The 16,758-nt window shown below is 61.7% G+C and carries 12 protein-coding genes; 8 read left to right on the top strand and 4 right to left on the bottom strand.

Annotated features, from left to right (window positions below):
* Positions 1-336: 336 nt before the first annotated feature.
* Entirely contained in the window at positions 337-1,617 is a 1,281-nt protein-coding gene (locus tag JIN78_RS04615) for an alginate export family protein (protein WP_200390768.1), read from the top strand.
* 24 nt (positions 1,618-1,641) lie between these two features.
* Here JIN78_RS04615 and JIN78_RS04610 read toward each other — a convergent pair whose 3' ends face one another.
* Positions 1,642-2,562, bottom strand: a complete 921-nt coding sequence (locus JIN78_RS04610; RefSeq protein ID WP_200390767.1) for a LysR family transcriptional regulator — start codon at positions 2,560-2,562, stop codon at positions 1,642-1,644.
* Positions 2,563-2,655: 93 nt separating this feature from the next.
* Here JIN78_RS04610 and JIN78_RS04605 point away from each other — a divergent pair, with 93 nt between their 5' ends.
* The 7 genes from JIN78_RS04605 to JIN78_RS04575 all read left to right on the top strand — a co-directional run bounded on the left by JIN78_RS04605 (position 2,656) and on the right by JIN78_RS04575 (position 13,790).
* Positions 2,656-3,705 (top strand): CmpA/NrtA family ABC transporter substrate-binding protein, encoded by a 1,050-nt coding sequence (locus JIN78_RS04605; RefSeq protein ID WP_200390766.1) that lies wholly within the window; start codon positions 2,656-2,658, stop codon positions 3,703-3,705.
* 101 nt (positions 3,706-3,806) lie between these two features.
* Positions 3,807-5,291 (top strand): NarK family nitrate/nitrite MFS transporter, encoded by a 1,485-nt coding sequence (locus JIN78_RS04600; protein WP_200390765.1) that lies wholly within the window; start codon positions 3,807-3,809, stop codon positions 5,289-5,291.
* Between the two features lie 334 nt (positions 5,292-5,625).
* On the top strand, positions 5,626-7,365 hold the full coding sequence (locus JIN78_RS04595) for a bifunctional protein-serine/threonine kinase/phosphatase (protein WP_200390764.1): 1,740 nt from the start codon (positions 5,626-5,628) through the stop codon (positions 7,363-7,365).
* Between the two features lie 187 nt (positions 7,366-7,552).
* Positions 7,553-9,325 (top strand): NirA family protein, encoded by a 1,773-nt coding sequence (locus JIN78_RS04590; RefSeq protein ID WP_200390763.1) that lies wholly within the window; start codon positions 7,553-7,555, stop codon positions 9,323-9,325.
* 72 nt (positions 9,326-9,397) lie between these two features.
* On the top strand, positions 9,398-9,973 hold the full coding sequence (locus JIN78_RS04585) for a flavodoxin domain-containing protein (protein WP_200390762.1): 576 nt from the start codon (positions 9,398-9,400) through the stop codon (positions 9,971-9,973).
* Between the two features lie 22 nt (positions 9,974-9,995).
* Positions 9,996-11,534 carry a DmsC/YnfH family molybdoenzyme membrane anchor subunit gene (locus JIN78_RS04580; protein WP_200390761.1) on the top strand — a complete coding sequence of 513 codons (1,539 nt, stop codon included), beginning with the start codon at positions 9,996-9,998 and terminating at the stop codon, positions 11,532-11,534.
* Between the two features lie 12 nt (positions 11,535-11,546).
* The gene (locus JIN78_RS04575; protein WP_200390760.1) at positions 11,547-13,790 is read left to right on the top strand and encodes a molybdopterin oxidoreductase family protein; all 2,244 of its coding nucleotides are present in this window, start codon (positions 11,547-11,549) and stop codon (positions 13,788-13,790) included.
* 45 nt (positions 13,791-13,835) lie between these two features.
* Here the strand turns inward: JIN78_RS04575 and JIN78_RS04570 are convergent, their stop codons facing one another.
* The 3 genes from JIN78_RS04570 to JIN78_RS04560 all read right to left on the bottom strand — a co-directional run bounded on the left by JIN78_RS04570 (position 13,836) and on the right by JIN78_RS04560 (position 16,750).
* Positions 13,836-14,633 (bottom strand): transporter family protein, encoded by a 798-nt coding sequence (locus JIN78_RS04570; RefSeq protein ID WP_200390759.1) that lies wholly within the window; start codon positions 14,631-14,633, stop codon positions 13,836-13,838.
* Positions 14,634-14,802: 169 nt separating this feature from the next.
* Positions 14,803-16,323: a sulfatase-like hydrolase/transferase gene (locus JIN78_RS04565; protein WP_200390758.1), complete on the bottom strand. Its 1,521-nt coding sequence runs from the start codon at positions 16,321-16,323 to the stop codon at positions 14,803-14,805.
* Positions 16,324-16,426: 103 nt separating this feature from the next.
* Complete coding sequence (locus JIN78_RS04560; RefSeq protein ID WP_200390757.1) at positions 16,427-16,750, bottom strand: hypothetical protein; 324 nt, start codon at positions 16,748-16,750, stop codon at positions 16,427-16,429.
* Positions 16,751-16,758: the final 8 nt, after the last annotated feature.

Here is a 16,758-nt window from a genome sequence, read left to right as displayed (position 1 = left end):
TCCCCGCCACGGCGGCCCGCATCGCGGAAAGCGGCTGCTTCTTTGCCCGCAAATTCAGCGCGACCTCAAACATCGGTGACTATGGGCTGCATCTCCCCGCCGGGACTATTAGAGAATTCGCAACATGAGAGAGCTGTTGTGCGGCGAGTTGGTCAAAATCAAAGTCTCTCTCGCCGCTGGGGTGAGGGAGATTTGTGGAAACACAAATAAGACGCCCACGCGCTCCTCCCGCCAGCATGAACGGGAGTCATGGTCAACCCTCCTTCGAATGGGGCCGGGAAGAGCTTTCCCAAGTGAAAATTGGCATCGGGAACGCTCTACGGTCTCACTCTTATGATGAAATTCTCTTCTTTCTCACTCCCCTCTCCGGTGCTCGTTCCGGCGCTCTCGGCCTTGCTTCTTCCCGCCGCGTGGGCGGGTGAACCGGAAGCCGTGGCTCCCCCAGCCGCAAGAACCGAGGCCCCCGATGCCTTCCAGTGGCTCACTCCTTCGGTGGACTTCCAGACCCGTTACGAGTTCCGCGACCAGAGCGGTCTCGACGCCTCCAATGCCCTCACCGCCCGGGCCCGGGTCGGTCTGCTGCTGGGCGACTTCGGCGGCTTCAGTGCCTTTGCGGAGGGAGAATTCACGGGAGCCCTCGCCAACGACTACCGAAGCAATCCCACCGGCAGCGACACCACCTATCCCTATGTTGAGGGGAATACCGTCATTGGGGATCCCCAGAATGCCGAACTGAACCAGGCTTGGGTGCAGTATGAGGACGAGAACTACCTGCTCAAGGTCGGCCGCCAGCGCCTCATTCGCAACAAGGCCGCCTTCATTGGCAATGTGGGCTGGCGCCAAAACGAGCAGACCTTCGATGCCATCCAGGCCGGGTATGAGCGCGACGGCTTTGCCCTCCAGTATGTCTTTTCCAACCGCGTGCAGCGCATCTTTGGCCATGATGCCAACGACGCCCCTCCCGGACCGCCTCTGCATGACTTCGAAGGGGAATTCCATTTCGTCGATGGGAGCTATCAGGCCGACTTCGGCACGGTGGGGGGATACGCCTACCTCATCGATGTGGACAACAATGCCAACGTCGGACTGAGCAACACCTACGGGCTCTTCACCGACTGGCAGGGGCTGCACGCGGAAGTGGCTTTTCAAGAGGGAGACAGTGCCATCGGCGGTGATTACGAGGCCTTCTACGGTCACCTCAGCTACACCCACAAGGTCGGCTCGGCCTCCCTGAGCGCGGGTTGGGAATACCTCGAGGACGACTTCAAGACCCCCTTCGCCACCGTCCACGCCTACAACGGCTTCGCGGACGCCTTCGTGCTGGACCGCATCGGCTTGCGCAATGGCCCGGGCGGAGACTATGAGGGCCTGAGCGACTTTTACCTCGGCTATGTGCAGCCGGGCCTTCCCGGCGGGGTGACCTTCAAGGGCTTTCTCCACTACTATGCCAATGACGGCTTGGATAGTAGTTACGGTTATGAAGCCGATGCCGTTTTCGTGAAACAATTCACCGACTCCCTGAGCGCGATGGCCACCGCTTCCTACTTCCTGGCCGACGAGAGCGGGAATTACCCGGACATCCGGCAGGTGACCGTCAGCGTGGGGTATCGGTATTGAGGAGCCTCAACTCACAATCTGACCCTACTCCCCCCGCGTGCGGAAGCTGCGGGCGGTGAGTTCGCAGATGCCCATGAAGGTCTCTTCCACCAGGGAGAGGCTTTTTGTTTCGTGGCAAAAGGCTCCCCACTCGCGCACGAGAGGCTCCTTGCGAATGGGCACTTGCACGAGCTGGCCTTTTTCCAACTCCTCGCGGGCCACCCAGGGCGAGACGATGCCGACCCCGATGCCAATGCGGGCCATTTCCTTGATGGCCTCCATGGCCCCGAGATTGAGGGTGGCGCGCAGCTTGACCCCCAGGCTGTCGAAGTGATGCCGGATGAGGCGGTGGGTCTCACTATTCTTGGCGTAGACGAGGAAGGACTCTTCCGCGACCTCGTCGAGGGGCACTTCTTCCTTTTCCGCCCAAGGGTGCTGGGCAGAGACCACAAAGACGAGCTCGTCCTCGAATACGGGTAAAAAGCGGGCCCAGCCGGGGGTGCGTCCCCCGAGGCCGAGAACGAGGTCGAGCTGCGCTTGCTCCAGCTTGCCGAGGAGGGCGCTGGTATCACCGGACTCGATGTGGATTTCGCAACGCGGGAAGCAATCGCGGAACTCCCGCAGGACGGTGGGCAAAAGATATTGGCAGAGGGTGTGGGTGGCGCCGAGGCGGATACGACCCTGCCCCCAGCGCTTGAGGGCCTCGATCTCCTTACCCGCCATCTCCAGCTCATGAAGCACGGAGCGGCAACGGCGCAAAAAAACGACCCCATCCTGGGTGAGCGCGATGCGCTTGCCCGAGCGCTCCACCAAGCTCACCTCCAGCAGGGCCTCCAAGCTGCGAATGGAATGGCTGACGGCGGACTGGGTGAGAAAGAGCTGTTCGGCCGCACGAGTGAAGCTCTCGGTGTCCGCGAGGGCCACAAAGGCTCGCACCTGTCTGAGGTCGGGAAGTTCACGAATCATGAATGGCTTTCATCCTTTCTGGGGGGACTGAAGACAGCATCCCCCGTGCCAGAGTGCTTGCCTTGGCACGGGAACGGCTTGCAGAAACGACCCGTGACCGCTGCCGACCCCGAAAAACGCCCCACCACCGACCGCGCCCTCCGCTTGGGCTATGTGCCGCTCATCGACTGCGCGCCCATCGTGGTGGCGCGGGAGAAAGGTCTTTTCGAGAAACACGGTCTGGCCGTTCTCACCAGCCAGGAGCCCGGTTGGGCCACCGTGCGAGACAAGCTGGTCCATGACGAGCTCGATGCCGCCCACTGCCTGGGTCCCCTTGCCATCGCCATCCACCATGGCATCGGCACCCTGGCCCGCCCCATGGTCGTCCCCCTCGTGCTGAGCGCCAACGGCAATGCCATCACCCTCTCCCAGCGCATTCCCGCTGACATTTTCTCGCAAAAAAAAGGCCTCCTTAAATACTTGGAGGACAACCACCGCCGCGACAAACCGCTGACCCTCGCCACCGTGCATCCCTGCTCTTCGCACCATGAGCTGCTCCGGCTCTGGCTGCAGAAAAATCAGGTTCTCGGCCACCCCGCCCTCAACCTCATCACCCTCCCCCCGGAGCTGATGGGGCGCAATCTGGCCCACGAACATATCGATGGCTTCTGCGTGGGCGAGCCCTGGAACTCCGCGGCCCTGCTGGAGGGCACGGGCTGGGTGGCGGCGACCTCTCTGGACCTCGCCCGCGGCCATCCCGAGAAGGTGCTGGCAGTGAGCGGGGCGCTTGCCGAGCAACAACCCTCCCGGATCGAAGCCCTCACCGCCGCGCTGCTGGAAGCCTGCCGCTTTTGCCAGGAAGAGGCCCATCACGCGGAGATCGTCGACCTCCTTGCGTGCGAGCCCGGCTTGGAAAAGGTGGCCCACGCTCTGCCCTACAGCTTGTCAGGGCGTCTCCCCGCCAGTGACCCCCACCCCGGGCAAACCGTGCCCGACTTTCATCTTTTCCACTCTCCGGGCATCAATTCCCCGGGCAGCGAGACCGCCTCCTGGCTCCGAGAAGCCCTCCGCCATTCCGGACTTCTGAAAAAAGGGCAAGAGCTGGCTCCCGATGAGCTCTTCCAACCCCAGCGCCATGACCAAGCCTTGGCTTCGCTGGGGTGATCAAGAGGCTTCATCAATTTCATTCATCCCCGGGATGAAGCCGCCCCGCGGCGCACTGGCACGGCTCCGGCTGACTAAAGGTGAATCCAAACTGCCATTCCATGAATTCATCTCACCAAGCTGAAAAGCTCAACATGCTCAACTGGGGAAGTGCCGCCGTGCGCACCCTGCACTTCACCTGGTTCGCCTTCTTCCTGACCTTCGTGCTGTGGTTCAGCCACGCTCCCATGCGCGACGTCATCAGCGAGACCTTCAACCTGACCACTGCCCAGTGGAAGGCCCTCCTCATCCTCAATGTGGCCCTCACCATCCCGGCCCGCATCCTCGTCGGCATCCTCGTCGACAAGCTGGGACCGCGCCTGACCTACAGCATCATGCTGATGACCGGCGGAGTGCTCTGCAGCCTCTTCGCCCTCTCCAACAGCTACGAAATGCTCACCCTGACCCGCTTCCTGATGGGCTTTGTGGGCGCGGGCTTCGTGATCGGCATCCGCATGGTGGGCGAATGGTTCCCGGCCAAGCAAGTAGGCCTTGCGGAAGGGATCTACGGCGGATGGGGTAACTTTGGCTCCGCCGCCGCCGCCATGCTCCTCCCCACCCTGGCCTTGACCTTCGGGGGCGAGAACGGCTGGCGCTACGCCTTGTTTAGTATCTCAGCAGTGGCCTTCCTCTACGGCATTCTCTTCTACCGCTCGGTGCGGAATACCCCCAAGGGCTCAACCTACTTCAAGCCCAAGAAGTCCGGCGGGCTGGAGGTCTCCAACAAGCGCGATTTCTACTTCCTCCTCGCCATGAACGTGCCCATGTATGCGGCCCTCGCCCTCCTGGCCTGGAAACTCTCCCCCTCGGGAGTCAACCTTCTGCCGCAGAGCGCGGTCATCGTCATCTACCTCGTGCTGGTCGCCCTCTTCGCCTTCCAAACTTCGCAGATTGTGAAGGTCAACAAGGAGATGCTCAAGACCGGCAGCGTGCCCGAATACCAGCGCTACTCTTTCAAGCAAGTGGCCATCCTGGACGTGAACTACTTCATCACCTTCGGCTCCGAGCTGGCAGTGGTTTCCATGCTCCCGGGCTTTTTTGCCGACACCTTTGGCCTGCCCATGACGCAAGCCGCCCTCCTGGCCTCCGGCTTTGCCTTCATGAACCTCGTGGCTCGTCCGGGGGGAGGCTGGCTCAGTGACAAGTTCGGCCGTCGCCGCACCATGCTCATTTTGCTGGGTGGACTCGCGGTCGGTTACCTCACCCTGGGACAAGTCAATAGCGGCTGGCCCATCGCCCTCGCCGTGCTGGCCACCATGTGCTGCTCCTTCTTCGTGCAAGCTGGCGAGGGCTCGGTCTTCGCCATGGTGCCGCTCATCCAGCGTCGCATGACCGGGCAAATCGCGGGCATGGCGGGGGCTTACGGCAACGTGGGCGCGGTGACCTTTCTCACCATCTACTCCTTCGTCGACGCCTCCACCTTCTTCAACATCATCGCCGCCTCCTCCGTGATGGGCTTCTTCGCTTCTTACTTCCTGGCCGAACCCAAAGGCCATGTCTCGGAAGTGAACGAAGACGGCACCGTGGAGCTGATTGAAGTGGCCTAAGGTGGTTCGCGCAACCGCAGAGCCGCCGAGGAAAGGAGATATCGCAGAGACCAATGCTTTTGCCAATTTTGAACCGCTAAGACTCAAAGACGCGAAGAAGAGAGCTTTTTAGAAAAGCAAAATCCTATCCACCCTGGTCCAAAATCAAACAAAGTCTTCGTCAATCCGCGTTCATCCGCGTCCATCTGCGGTTCACCAAAGCTTCCTCTGTGAATCTCCGCGGCTCTGCGGCTCTGCGACAAAAAATCCTCTCCAAATCTAAAGTGAACAAAGCCTTCCTCAATCCGCGCTCATCCGCGTCCATCTGCGGTTCTCCAAAGCAACCCTTTGTTTCGTGCCTGAGTTGAGTCAGAATGTCCCCGTGCACCTGCGCGGGGACATTTCTATCCGCCATGGCCAAGCGAGCGAAACCGGGCCCAAAGATCGCAACGAGGACTGCCTCGGCCTGCGTCACCCCAAGGATGCCCGCCTCGCCACCAAGGGCATTGCGGCCGTCATCGCCGATGGCGTCAGCGCCGCCCATGCCGCCAAGGAGGCCAGCGAAGCGGCCGTGCTGGGCTTCCTCAATGACTACTACGAGACCCCCGAGCCCTGGGAGGTCAAGACCGCCGGGCAGCGCGTGCTGGGGGCCCTCAACCGCTGGCTTTTCTCGCAAGGCCTCGCCCACGCCAGCGCGGAGAAGGGCTGCCTCTGCACCTTCACCGCCCTCATTCTCAAGAGCCACACCGGCCACTTTTTCCATCTCGGCGACTCCCGCCTCTATCGCCTGCGCAAGGGCCAACTCGAACAACTGACCCGCGACCATGCCACCGCCAATGGCACCGGCGGGTTTCACCTCACCCGCGCGCTGGGCCTGGACGAGAACCCCCAGATCGACTACCGCTCCTTTTCGCTAGAAGAAGGCGACCGCTTCCTCCTGAGCACCGACGGCATTCATGAAGAGCTTGCCCCGGGAGAGATCCGCGAACTGTTAGACAAGAACGCCGATCCCCAGGCCGCCTGCGAGGCCCTGGTGGCCGCGGCCCAGGACAGTCCAGACAACCGGTCCTGTCTCGTCGTCGCCATCGACCAGCTTCCCGATCGCGACAAAGACGAGGTCTTTCGCCGCCTCTCCCAGCTCCCCTTTCCCCCCGACCTCGAGCCCGGCGAGGAACTCGATGGCTACCGCGTCCAACGCCTGCTGGTGGCCAGCAAAAACACCCAGCTCTATCTGGTGAAGGAAATCGCAAGCGGGCGCGAGCTGGTGATGAAGACCCCCTCCATCACCTTCCGCGACGACCCCTCCTATCTCGAGCGCTTTGCCCTCGAAGAATGGATTGGCCTGCGCACCCGGCACGAAAACCTCGTGCGCGTCATCCCGCCCAGCCAAGTCCGCACCCGCTGCTACTATCTGCTGGAGCACCTTCCCGGCATGACCCTGACCCGTTGGATCGAGGCCAATCCCAAGGCCCAGCTGGCCGATATCGTCCCCATCGTCAGCCAACTGATCAGCGGCACCCGCGCCCTCCACCGCCGCGACACCCTGCACCAGGACCTCAAACCCGACAACGTCATTGTCCTGCCCGGCCCGGTGGTCAAAATCATCGACTACGGCTCCTGCCGCATCGCCGGCATCAGCGAGATCGCGAGCCCCTTCGAGCGCCACTCCGCGCTGGGAACGGTCGACTTTTCGGCGCCGGAATACCGCTACGGAGCCCGCCCCGGCACCCGCTCGGACCTCTTTTCCATCGCCGCCATCACCTACTTTCTCGTCACCCGCGGCCAGCACCCTTTTGGGAAAAACTGGGAAAACGCCCAGGCTCTCCGCGACTTCATCAAGCTGCCCTACCAGAGCGCGACCCGGCACAATCCCATGGTCCCCCTCTGGTTCGATGCCGCCCTGCGGAAAGCCCTCTCGCCCACGGCCGAGGCCCGGCAGGAGTCGATGTCCGAGTTCCTCGCCAATCTGCGCCAACCCGACTACACCCTCCTCGCGCGCGAAGACTTACCCTTCATCGAACGCAATCCCCTTCTTTTCTGGAAGCTCACTTCCGCCCTCCTGGCAGGGGCTCTTCTGCTGGCTCTCCTCCATTAGTCAGGGAGCACTGGCGTCCCGCCGGTTCAATAACACTCAAGCCCGGTGGGACGCCGGGGCTCCCTGAACACCTGATGATGGGCTCAATGAGCGACATGAGGCTGATTCATGGCAAATCGAACACAAAATGAGGGGCTTGGCGCGGGAATGGCTGATGAAAGGTTGAACCATTTCAATCTCTCCAACCATGAGCGCATTCACTCCCGAACAAACTGGCTACCTTTCCGGATTCATGGAAGGGCTCAAGCAACTGCAAGCCGCCGGCCTGCCCTTCCTCGGGCAAAACGCGGCCGGTCAATTCACCCACGATCCCTCCCAAGCCGTTCCCCAGGCCGAGGAGACCGTTTACGGCACGCCCATCGACGAGCTGAGCAAGGAAGAGCGCATCAAGTATGAAAAGAACGGCCTCGATTGCTACGGCACCATCCGCCATCTCGCCCGCGAGAACAAGTTCGTGGAAGGCGACGATCTCTTCCGCTTCAAATACTACGGCATGTTCTACGTCACCCCCGCGCAGGAGGCCTACATGTTGCGGGCGCGCGTGCCGGGCTGCCAATTGAAGAGCTACCAATTCCGCGGCCTGGCCGAAATCGCGCGCGATTGGGGCGGCGGCTACTGCGACATCACCACGCGGGGCAACATTCAGGTGCGCCAGCTCATGCCCAAGGACTTGCCCGCCACCCTGGACAAGCTCGTCGACCTCGGCCTGACCTCCAAGGGCTCGGGCGCGGACAATGTGCGCAACGTGACCGCTAGTCCCACCACCGGTTTTGACAAAGACGAGCTCATCGACGTGCTGCCGCTCGCCCGGGCCATGCACCACTACATTCTCAACAACCGCGACCTCTACGGCTTGCCTCGCAAGTTCAACATCTCCTTCGACTCCGGCGGCGCGGTCTCGGTCTGTGCCGACACCAACGACATCGCCTTCTACGCCGTCACTTTGAAGGAAGAAACCGACGGCCTCGCCCCGGGCGTCTACTTCCGCATGCAGCTCTGCGGCATCACCGGCCACAAGCAATTTGCCACCGATTCCGGCATCCTCCTCACCGCCGAGGAGACCATCCCGGTCGCAGCCGCCATTCTGCGCGTCTTCATTGAAAATGGCGACCGCACCAATCGCAAGAAAGCGCGTCTCAAATACCTCGTCGACCAGTGGGGCATTCCCAAGCTGCTCGAAGAAACCAGCAAAAAGCTCACCTTCCCCATGCGCCACCTGCCCTTGGAAACCTGCGAGGTCCCCCGCCCCAAGGTGAAGCACGGTCACCTTGGAGCCTACCGCCAGAAGGACGGCAAAAATTACCTCGGCATCGTCATCCCGGTCGGCCGCACCCCCGTCGATTTGGTCGATAAGATTTGCGACATCGCCGATCAATACGGCAGTGGCGACATCCGCCTGACGGTCTGGCAAAATCTCATCATCCCCGACATCGCGGACGAAGACCTCGAGGCCGCGAAGGCCGCCGTGGTGGCCGCCGGGTGCCACTATCGCTCGACCTCCATCTCCGGCGGTCTGGTGGCCTGCACCGGCAACACCGGCTGCAAATACGCCGCCGCCAACACCAAGGGCAACGCCGTCGAGCTGGCCCAGATTCTCGAAAGCAAAGTCGACCTCGACCAGCCCATCAACATCCACCTCACCGGCTGCAATCACTCCTGCGCGCAGCACTACATCGGCGACATCGGGATGATGGGGGTGAAGGTCAAGCTCCCCTCCGGCGAAAAGGTGGAGGGTTACAACATCGTCCTCGGCGGGGGCGTGGACGACGACCAGTTCGTGGCCCGCGAGGCCTTCAAGGCCGTCCCTTACGCCGAGATTCCCGCTCTCCTGGAAAATCTCCTGAAGACCTACCTCGCCCACCGGGTGGATCGCGAGACCTTCGCCCAATTCACACGACGCCTTGAGATTGAAGAAATCAAGGCCCTGATGGAGGAAGGGCAGAGCAAGCTCGCCGCCTGATCGAGGAAAACGCCGATAAACGGTTCACTATCTTTTCTTAATAAACAATTAACTCGAAACCTTCTTCACCTCATGCTCCCCTCGAACGCTCCCTTCAGCCCCGAACAAATCGGTTGGCTCAATGGCTATCTCGCTGCCCGCTTTCTCGCCACTGGCGGCGCCGAGACCAGCCCCCCCGCCAGCGAATCCGCAGCGGCCACCGGCGTGCCTCTCACTATTTTGTGGGGTTCGCAGACCGGTAACAGCGAAGGCTTGGCCAAGAAAGCCGCCAAGAACCTGACAGCCCAAGGCCACCAGGTCACCGTCACCGACATGGCGGAGGCCGATGGCGAACAACTCGCCGCCTGCGAAAACCTCCTCATCATCACCTCCACCTACGGCGATGGCGAACCCCCGGACAATGCCGCCGAATTGCATGAGCTGCTCCAGAGCGAGGCCGCTCCCAAGCTGGCCGGGGTGAACTACGCCGTCCTCGGCCTCGGGGACTCGGAGTATCCCGACTTCAACCAATGCGCCAAGGACCTCGACCAATTTCTGGCCAAGCTCGGGGCCACCCGCCTGTGCCCCTGCATCGAGAGTGATGTCGACTACGACGAGCCCTTCGCCCAGTGGCAGGAAGCGGTCACCAGCGCTCTTTGCCCCGCCTGAGAAACCTTCGCCCCCTCTTGCCGTGTCCGCCCTTGCTCCCGAACGCACCCTCATCGACGACCTCCTCGCCGATCAGCAGCGCCTCGTCACCCCGGTGGCCGAGTTCGCCGATCGCCACGATCGCGAGCCCGACCTCGCGGGGCACTATCGGCGCCTCATCCCCCTGAGCAAGCCGGACGCGGGCGAGCAATACGCCTTCGAGGTTGCCCTGGACAAGTGCACCTCCTGCAAGGCCTGCGTGGCCGCCTGCCACAGTCAGAACGGCCTCGATGAAGAGGAAAGCTGGCGCGATGTCGGCCTCCTTCTCGGCGGGGAAGAGAAGCCGGGCTGGCAGCAGACCATCACCAGCGCCTGCCACCATTGCGGCGACCCCGAATGCCTCAACGGCTGTCCCGTGCAGGCCTACGAGAAATCACCTGAAAACGGCATTGTCCGTCACCTCGACGACCAGTGCATCGGCTGCTCCTACTGCATTTTCAAATGCCCCTTCGACGTGCCCAAGTTCTCCAAGAAGCGCGGCATCGTGCGCAAGTGCGACATGTGCCACGACCGTCTCGCGGAGGGGGAGGCGCCCGCTTGCGTGCAAGCCTGTCCCACCGAGGCCATCCGCATCGTCAAGGTGGAGCGCAAGGAGAAGGACAAGCTCGGCCAACGCGGCTTGGGCTTTCTCCCGGGAGCACCCAGCCCGCAAATCACCCTGCCCACCACCCGCTACACCGGGCGCGAGGTGCCCACCACCGCGGTGGCCGCCGATGAGGACAACCTCACTCCCGAGCACGCCCACTGGCCCCTCGTGCTCATGCTCGTTTTCACCCAGGCCGCCGTGGGCCTTTTCCTGGGCTCCAGGAGCGGAGGCGTCCCCCCTGCGTCCATCCCGCTCCTCTCCACCGTCCTTTCCCTCGGGCTCTTCTCCACCGGGCTCATCGCTGCCACCCTGCACCTCGGGCAACCGCTCAAGGCCTGGCGCTTCTTCCTCGGTCTGCGCACCAGCTGGCTCTCGCGCGAGCTCCTCGCCTTCACCATTCTAGGCGGCTTCCTCACCGCGCCCCTCCTCAATCACCTTCCCTTCGCGCTCCCCGCCTTTCTCGCCTTTCTGCCCGGACTCATCAACCACCCCGCCTTCTTCGCCCTCTCGGCGGTCACCGCCCTGGGAGCGGTCTTCACCAGTGCCAAGATTTACGAGACCACCCCCCGCACGCTCTGGCAGGCCGAGTTCACTTTTCCCCGCTTCTTTGGCACCGTGGCCTTGTTCGCCGCCTGGAGCGCAACTTCGCTTTCTCCCGTAGCAACCGGGCTCACCCTTCTCATCCTGGCGGGAAAAGTCACCCTCGATGGCCTGCAACTGCGCCAAGACAAGCTCAGCCGCGAACGCCGCCTCATCACGGGTCCACTCCGCCCCCTCGCCCTCTTTCGCCTGGCCACCGCCGGGCTGGGAGCCCTCGCCCTCCTCCTCTCCCCGTCCCTCGCCTTTCCCCTGCTCCTCCTCAGCGAACTCGCCGAACGTGCCCTCTACTTCAAAGCGGTGCGCCCCTTGAAAATGCCGGGCTTCCTGCCCGCCTAACCGACCCTCGCGATGACTATTCCCCGCAAAGACGACAAGCTCCTCGACAAGCTGCGCGAGCACGTCTCCCTCCACGCCCGCACCGGCTCCTTCACCTCCGAACTCGTCCGCGAGCCCGGGAAATTCGGTCTCGGGCAAGTGCCCAAGACCGTGGCCCCCGATGCCACCACCACCTCGGTCTGCGGCTACTGCTCCACGGGGTGCCGCCTGCGCGTCCACCTGAAGGAAGGACAAGCGGTCAACCTCACTCCAAGCGCCAACTACCCCGTCAATCTCGGCATGGCCTGCCCCAAAGGCTGGGAAGCGCTCTCCGTGCTCGCGGCCGACGACCGGGGCACCACGCCCTTGTTAGAGGGTCGCCCCGTAGATTGGAGCACGGCGCTGGACACCTTCTGCGACCGCTTTCAGGCCATCCAGAACGAGCATGGCAAGGAGTCGGTCGCCTTTCTCTCCACCGGCCAAATCACGTTGGAAGAATTCTTTCTCCTCGGCTCCTTCACCAAGTTCGGGATGGGGCTGAAGCACGGCGATGGCAACACCCGCCAGTGCATGGCGACCTCGGTGGTGGCTTACAAGCAGAGCTTCGGCTTCGATGCTCCGCCCTACACCTACGCCGATTTCGAGGAATCCGACACCCTGGTCTTCATCGGGGCCAATCCCGCCATCGCCCACCCCATCATGTGGCAACGGGTGATGAAGAATCAGCGCCAGCCCGACATCGTGGTCATTGACCCCCGCCGCACCGAGACCGCGCAAGTGGCCACCCACCATGTCGCCCTGAAGCCCAAAAGCGACCTCCTCCTGCTCTACGGCCTCGCCCACCTCATTGTGCAGGAGGACCGCCTCGACCAGGAATCGCTCGCCCGCACGGAAGGCTTCGCAGACTTCCGCGCCTTCCTCTCCGCCTATCCGCCGGAAAAAGTGGCCCCCGAATGTGGCCTGAGCGTGCGCGAGCTGAACTCCCTCGCCCGCCTCGTCTCCGAGCCCGGCAAACGCGTATCCTGGTGGTGGACCATGGGGGTGAACCAGAGCTACGAGGGCGTCCGCACCGCTCAGGCCATCATCAATCTCTGCCTGATGACCGGCAATATCGGCAAACCCGGCACCGGTGCCAATTCCATCACCGGCCAATGCAACGCCATGGGTTCACGCCTTTTTTCTAACACCACCAATCTGTTAGGGGGGCACGATTTCGCCAACCCCGCCCACCGCGCCAAGGTCGCGGGCATCGTGGGCATTGCGGAGGAGCAGATTCAGCACGAACCCGGCTACGCCTACGACCAGATTATCGAAGCCATTGACCGGGGCGAAATCAAAGGCCTCTGGATCATTGCCACCAATCCCAATCACTCCTGGATCGCGCAAAAGAACTTCGCCCGCATTCGCGAGAAACTCGATTTCCTCGTCGTGCAGGACATGTATCACAACACCGAGACCGCCCAAATGGCCGACCTCTATCTGCCCGCCGCCGGCTGGGGGGAAAAAGACGGCATCCTCATCAACTCCGAGCGCCGCCTGGGCGTCATCCGGCAGGTCAAAAAGGCCCCCGGACAAGCGCTGAGCGACTTCCGCATCGTGCAGGCCCTTGCCGATCGCTGGGGCGGCTGCGATTTTCTCAAAAAGTTCCCCACCCCCGCCGCCGCCTTCGCAGCGATCAAAGAACTCTCCCGCGACCAGCCTTGCGAGATCACCGGCATCGGCGATTACGATCATCTCGAAGAAGCCGGCGGCATCCAGTGGCCTTACCCCGAGAGAAAATCCCCCGGTAGGGACGACTCGCCGAGTCGTCCGCTCGTTCGCGAACGTCGCCTCTTCGAAGACGGCGTCTACTATACAGATAGTGGAAAGGCCCGCTTTCACTACGACCATCCCAGCCCATTGGCCGAACCCACCGACGCCGACTTCCCCTTCATCCTCCTCACCGGGCGCGGCACCAGCAGCCAGTGGCACACCCAGAGCCGGACCAGTAAATCGAAGATTCTCCAAAAGCTCTACCCCAAGAATTGCTACCTCGAGATTCATCCCGAAGACGCGCGCGCGCTCGGCATCGCGGACCGCGAGACCGTCACCATCGCCAGTCGCCGGGCCACCATCCGGGCCCAGGCCTACTACGCGCCCACCGTGCAGCGGGGCCAGGTCTTTCTCCCCATGCACTACCCCGAGGTCAATCAACTGACCCACGCCAGCTTCGATCCCCACTCCCGCCAGCCAAGCTACAAATACAGCGCGGTGAGGGTGGGGAAAGGAGAGGGCTGAAGGGAAAACTTTCTGCAGACAAATGCGGGCCTCCCTTTGCAGCGCTTAATTCGCGGGGAAAAGGAAGGTGATTCCAAAGCGAAGGCCCCACTCGGGACCGCCTTGGGGAGCATCCAGATAATAACGGAAGCCACCGAAAACTTGCACCGGCTGGTCACCGATCGTGAAGAGCTGGCTCACCATCATGTTGACCGGCATCGTCCATTCTTCCCCATGCCAATCGTAGGTCGCTTCCACGTTCAAGGCATAGGTGGTTTTGTTTTCGGTGATGTAGTTGACAAAGGGTTGCACAAAGGTCGCATTGACCTCGTCGCGGGAATGGTCGCCCCCCAGATCCCATAGGTGGTTGGCAAGCATCCCCACCGACCAAGGCCCCTCCTGCTTCAACACGACCGCAGTGGGCCCAGCCCCCCAGCGGTCGCCGCCCAAGATTTCATCGGTTGCGGTTGGGAGAAGAAAGGCTGCCCCCGCGCCCCAAATCAGCGAGCTGTTTTCGGGCGACAGGAAAAAGGATTGCACGGTATCCCCCAATCCAAAGGCATCACCCGAGCCATCAGCCTGGGTTCCCTCCGTCTCCACCAGGGGGAAGATCGTGCGCGAGATGAGATTCCAATCCTCGTTGATCTCAAACGGCATCACGGGCTGGAGATTGAGGGTGTAACGGTGCCCCTCACCCGGGCCGATGCCGAAATCGAGGTTGTTTTGAAGAGGAACACTAATGAGAGAGCTCACTGGATTGGCGAGCTCTTTCGCCAAATTCGCTTCATCAGCGGAAAGAGAGAGCGGCGCGAGGCCGAGAAAAAGGGTCGCGAGGGAAGAGGGCGACAAGAAGGAAAGTTTCATAGGAGATAAAAAGGTCTACAGAAGGAAGAAAGCAGAAGGAGGAAAGGCCTGACGGGTGCCCCTGAAGGAGAACATGCGGAACCTGGCTCAAGGGGAACTCCGCCAGACCTTTTCGTTGCCTTTTGACTTTTGTCGAAAAGTCAAAAGGACTGGGAAGGAAGAAAACAGCTTAGCGAGAATGCGAATCCGACATCTTTTTCATCACTTCGCTGGTGTCGAAGCCCATACTCGCCTGGCGAGGAGGGTATTCTTCGAAGGACTCAAAGAACTTCGCCACGATGCCCATCGCGGGGGCGAGAGCCCAGGAACGGTTCTCCTGCCATTCGTCGAATCCGCGCGCCTCGTGGAAGCGCTCGAAAGGATCGAGGTCCAAGCGGGTGATGAGGGGGGTGGCCAAGCGATTCTGCACGCCATTGAACCACTTGTCCTGCTCGGTGAAGAGGAATTTCCATTCCCCGAAACGCACGCCATGGAAGGTGGTTTCCGAGAAGAAGAAGAACTCTTTGCGGTTGCTGGGGCCCTCCCCCGTCAGGATGGGGGTCTGGTCGTAGCCATCGAGGTGAACCTTGTATTCGCGTTCGCCGAGCTTGTGCCCGGTGAGGAGCTTTTCCTTGAGGTCCGGTTGCCCGAGTTGCGCCATGATGGTGGGAGCCCAGTCTTCCATCGCCATGAGCTCGCCGGTGGTGGTTCCGGGTTCGACCACGCCGGGCCATTTCACCACGCAGGGGACCTTGAAGCCACCCTCGTAGCCGCCCACTCCTTTTTCGCCACGGAAGGGATGGTTTCCCCCATCGGGCCAGGAGTTGGAAGCAGCTCCGTTGTCGGTGGAAAAGACGACCACGGTGTTGTCCGCGATGCCCAGCTCATCGAGCAGGTCCAGCAACTCGCCCACATCGTCATCAAGCTCCTTCATGCCGTCGGCGTAGATTCCGAATCCGGTCGCACCCTCGTATTCCTCGCTGAGGTTGGTGCGGTAGTGCATGCGGGTCATGTTGTGCCACACGAAGAAGGGTTTCTCCTCTTCCACCGCTTCACGGATGAAGCGGGTGGACTCGCCGAGAACCTCTTGGTCCAAGGTGCGCTGTCTCTCGCGTCCAAAGTTCCCCAAGTCCTCGATTTTTTGGCTGCCATCGGGTTGAGCCCAGGAGTGGATAATGCCCCGTTGTCCGAAGCCGGCCTTGGTGATGGCCTCGGTGGGATAATCTTCCTGCTCCACATACTCCCCGGCATTCAGGTGATAGAGGATGCCGTAGAACTCGTCGAAGCCATGGGCAGTGGGCAGGTGCTCATCGCGGTCGCCCAAGTGATTTTTCCCAAACTGACCGGTCGCGTAGCCGAGGGGCTTGAGCATCTCCGCCAAGGTGGGGTCTTCTTTTTGCAAGCCCTGCTCCGCCCCGGGAAGACCGACCGTGGCCAAGCCGACGCGGAGGGGTGATTGACCGGTGAGGAAAGCCGCGCGCCCGGCCGTGCAGGAAGCGTGGGCGTAGTGGTCCATGAAGAGTTTCCCCTCCTTGGCCAGACGGTCGATGTGAGGGGTTTCTCCGGACATCATGCCCCGGTGGTAGGCGCTGATGTTCCACATCCCGACATCATCCCCCCAGATGACGAGAATATTCGGTTTCTTCTCCTGGGCGCCGCCGGAGGCCACACCGAAAGATAGAATCGCAAGTAAGATGGTGCTAATTTTCATAATTTTGCTTCGCAGAAGCAAAATCACTAAATCAGATCATCTCCGCGAATCGATAATTTTAATCGGTGAATTTTTATAAAAGTTAGAAACGGTTCACTCCTCTTCAGGAGAACACCAAGAGGAAAAACGAGACCAACAGCAACACCGCCGTGAGCCACCAATACCAGGCCAGGCCGACGCGGCGATGGGGCTTGCCGCCGAACTCGCGCGCCACGTAGTCCTCGTAATCAAAATCATCGTCCCCGGGCAAATCGAGGCCATCGGAGGCCGAGTCCTGCTCCCAGGAGCGTTTCTTGCGGGCCTGCTTCTTCTTGCGCCCCATGCACTGGGCCACTTTGCGGGGACCGCAGGCCCGGCACCCGGAAGAACCGACCGCGACTTCCGCCCCGCAGTCCGGGCACAGATAGTAGTCGGTCTCCTTTTTCATGATGAAGG

This window comes from Roseibacillus ishigakijimensis (genome assembly GCF_016595415.1).
GTDB lineage: Bacteria > Verrucomicrobiota > Verrucomicrobiia > Verrucomicrobiales > Akkermansiaceae > Roseibacillus > Roseibacillus ishigakijimensis.
This window is presented reverse-complemented; position numbering and strand designations above follow the sequence as displayed.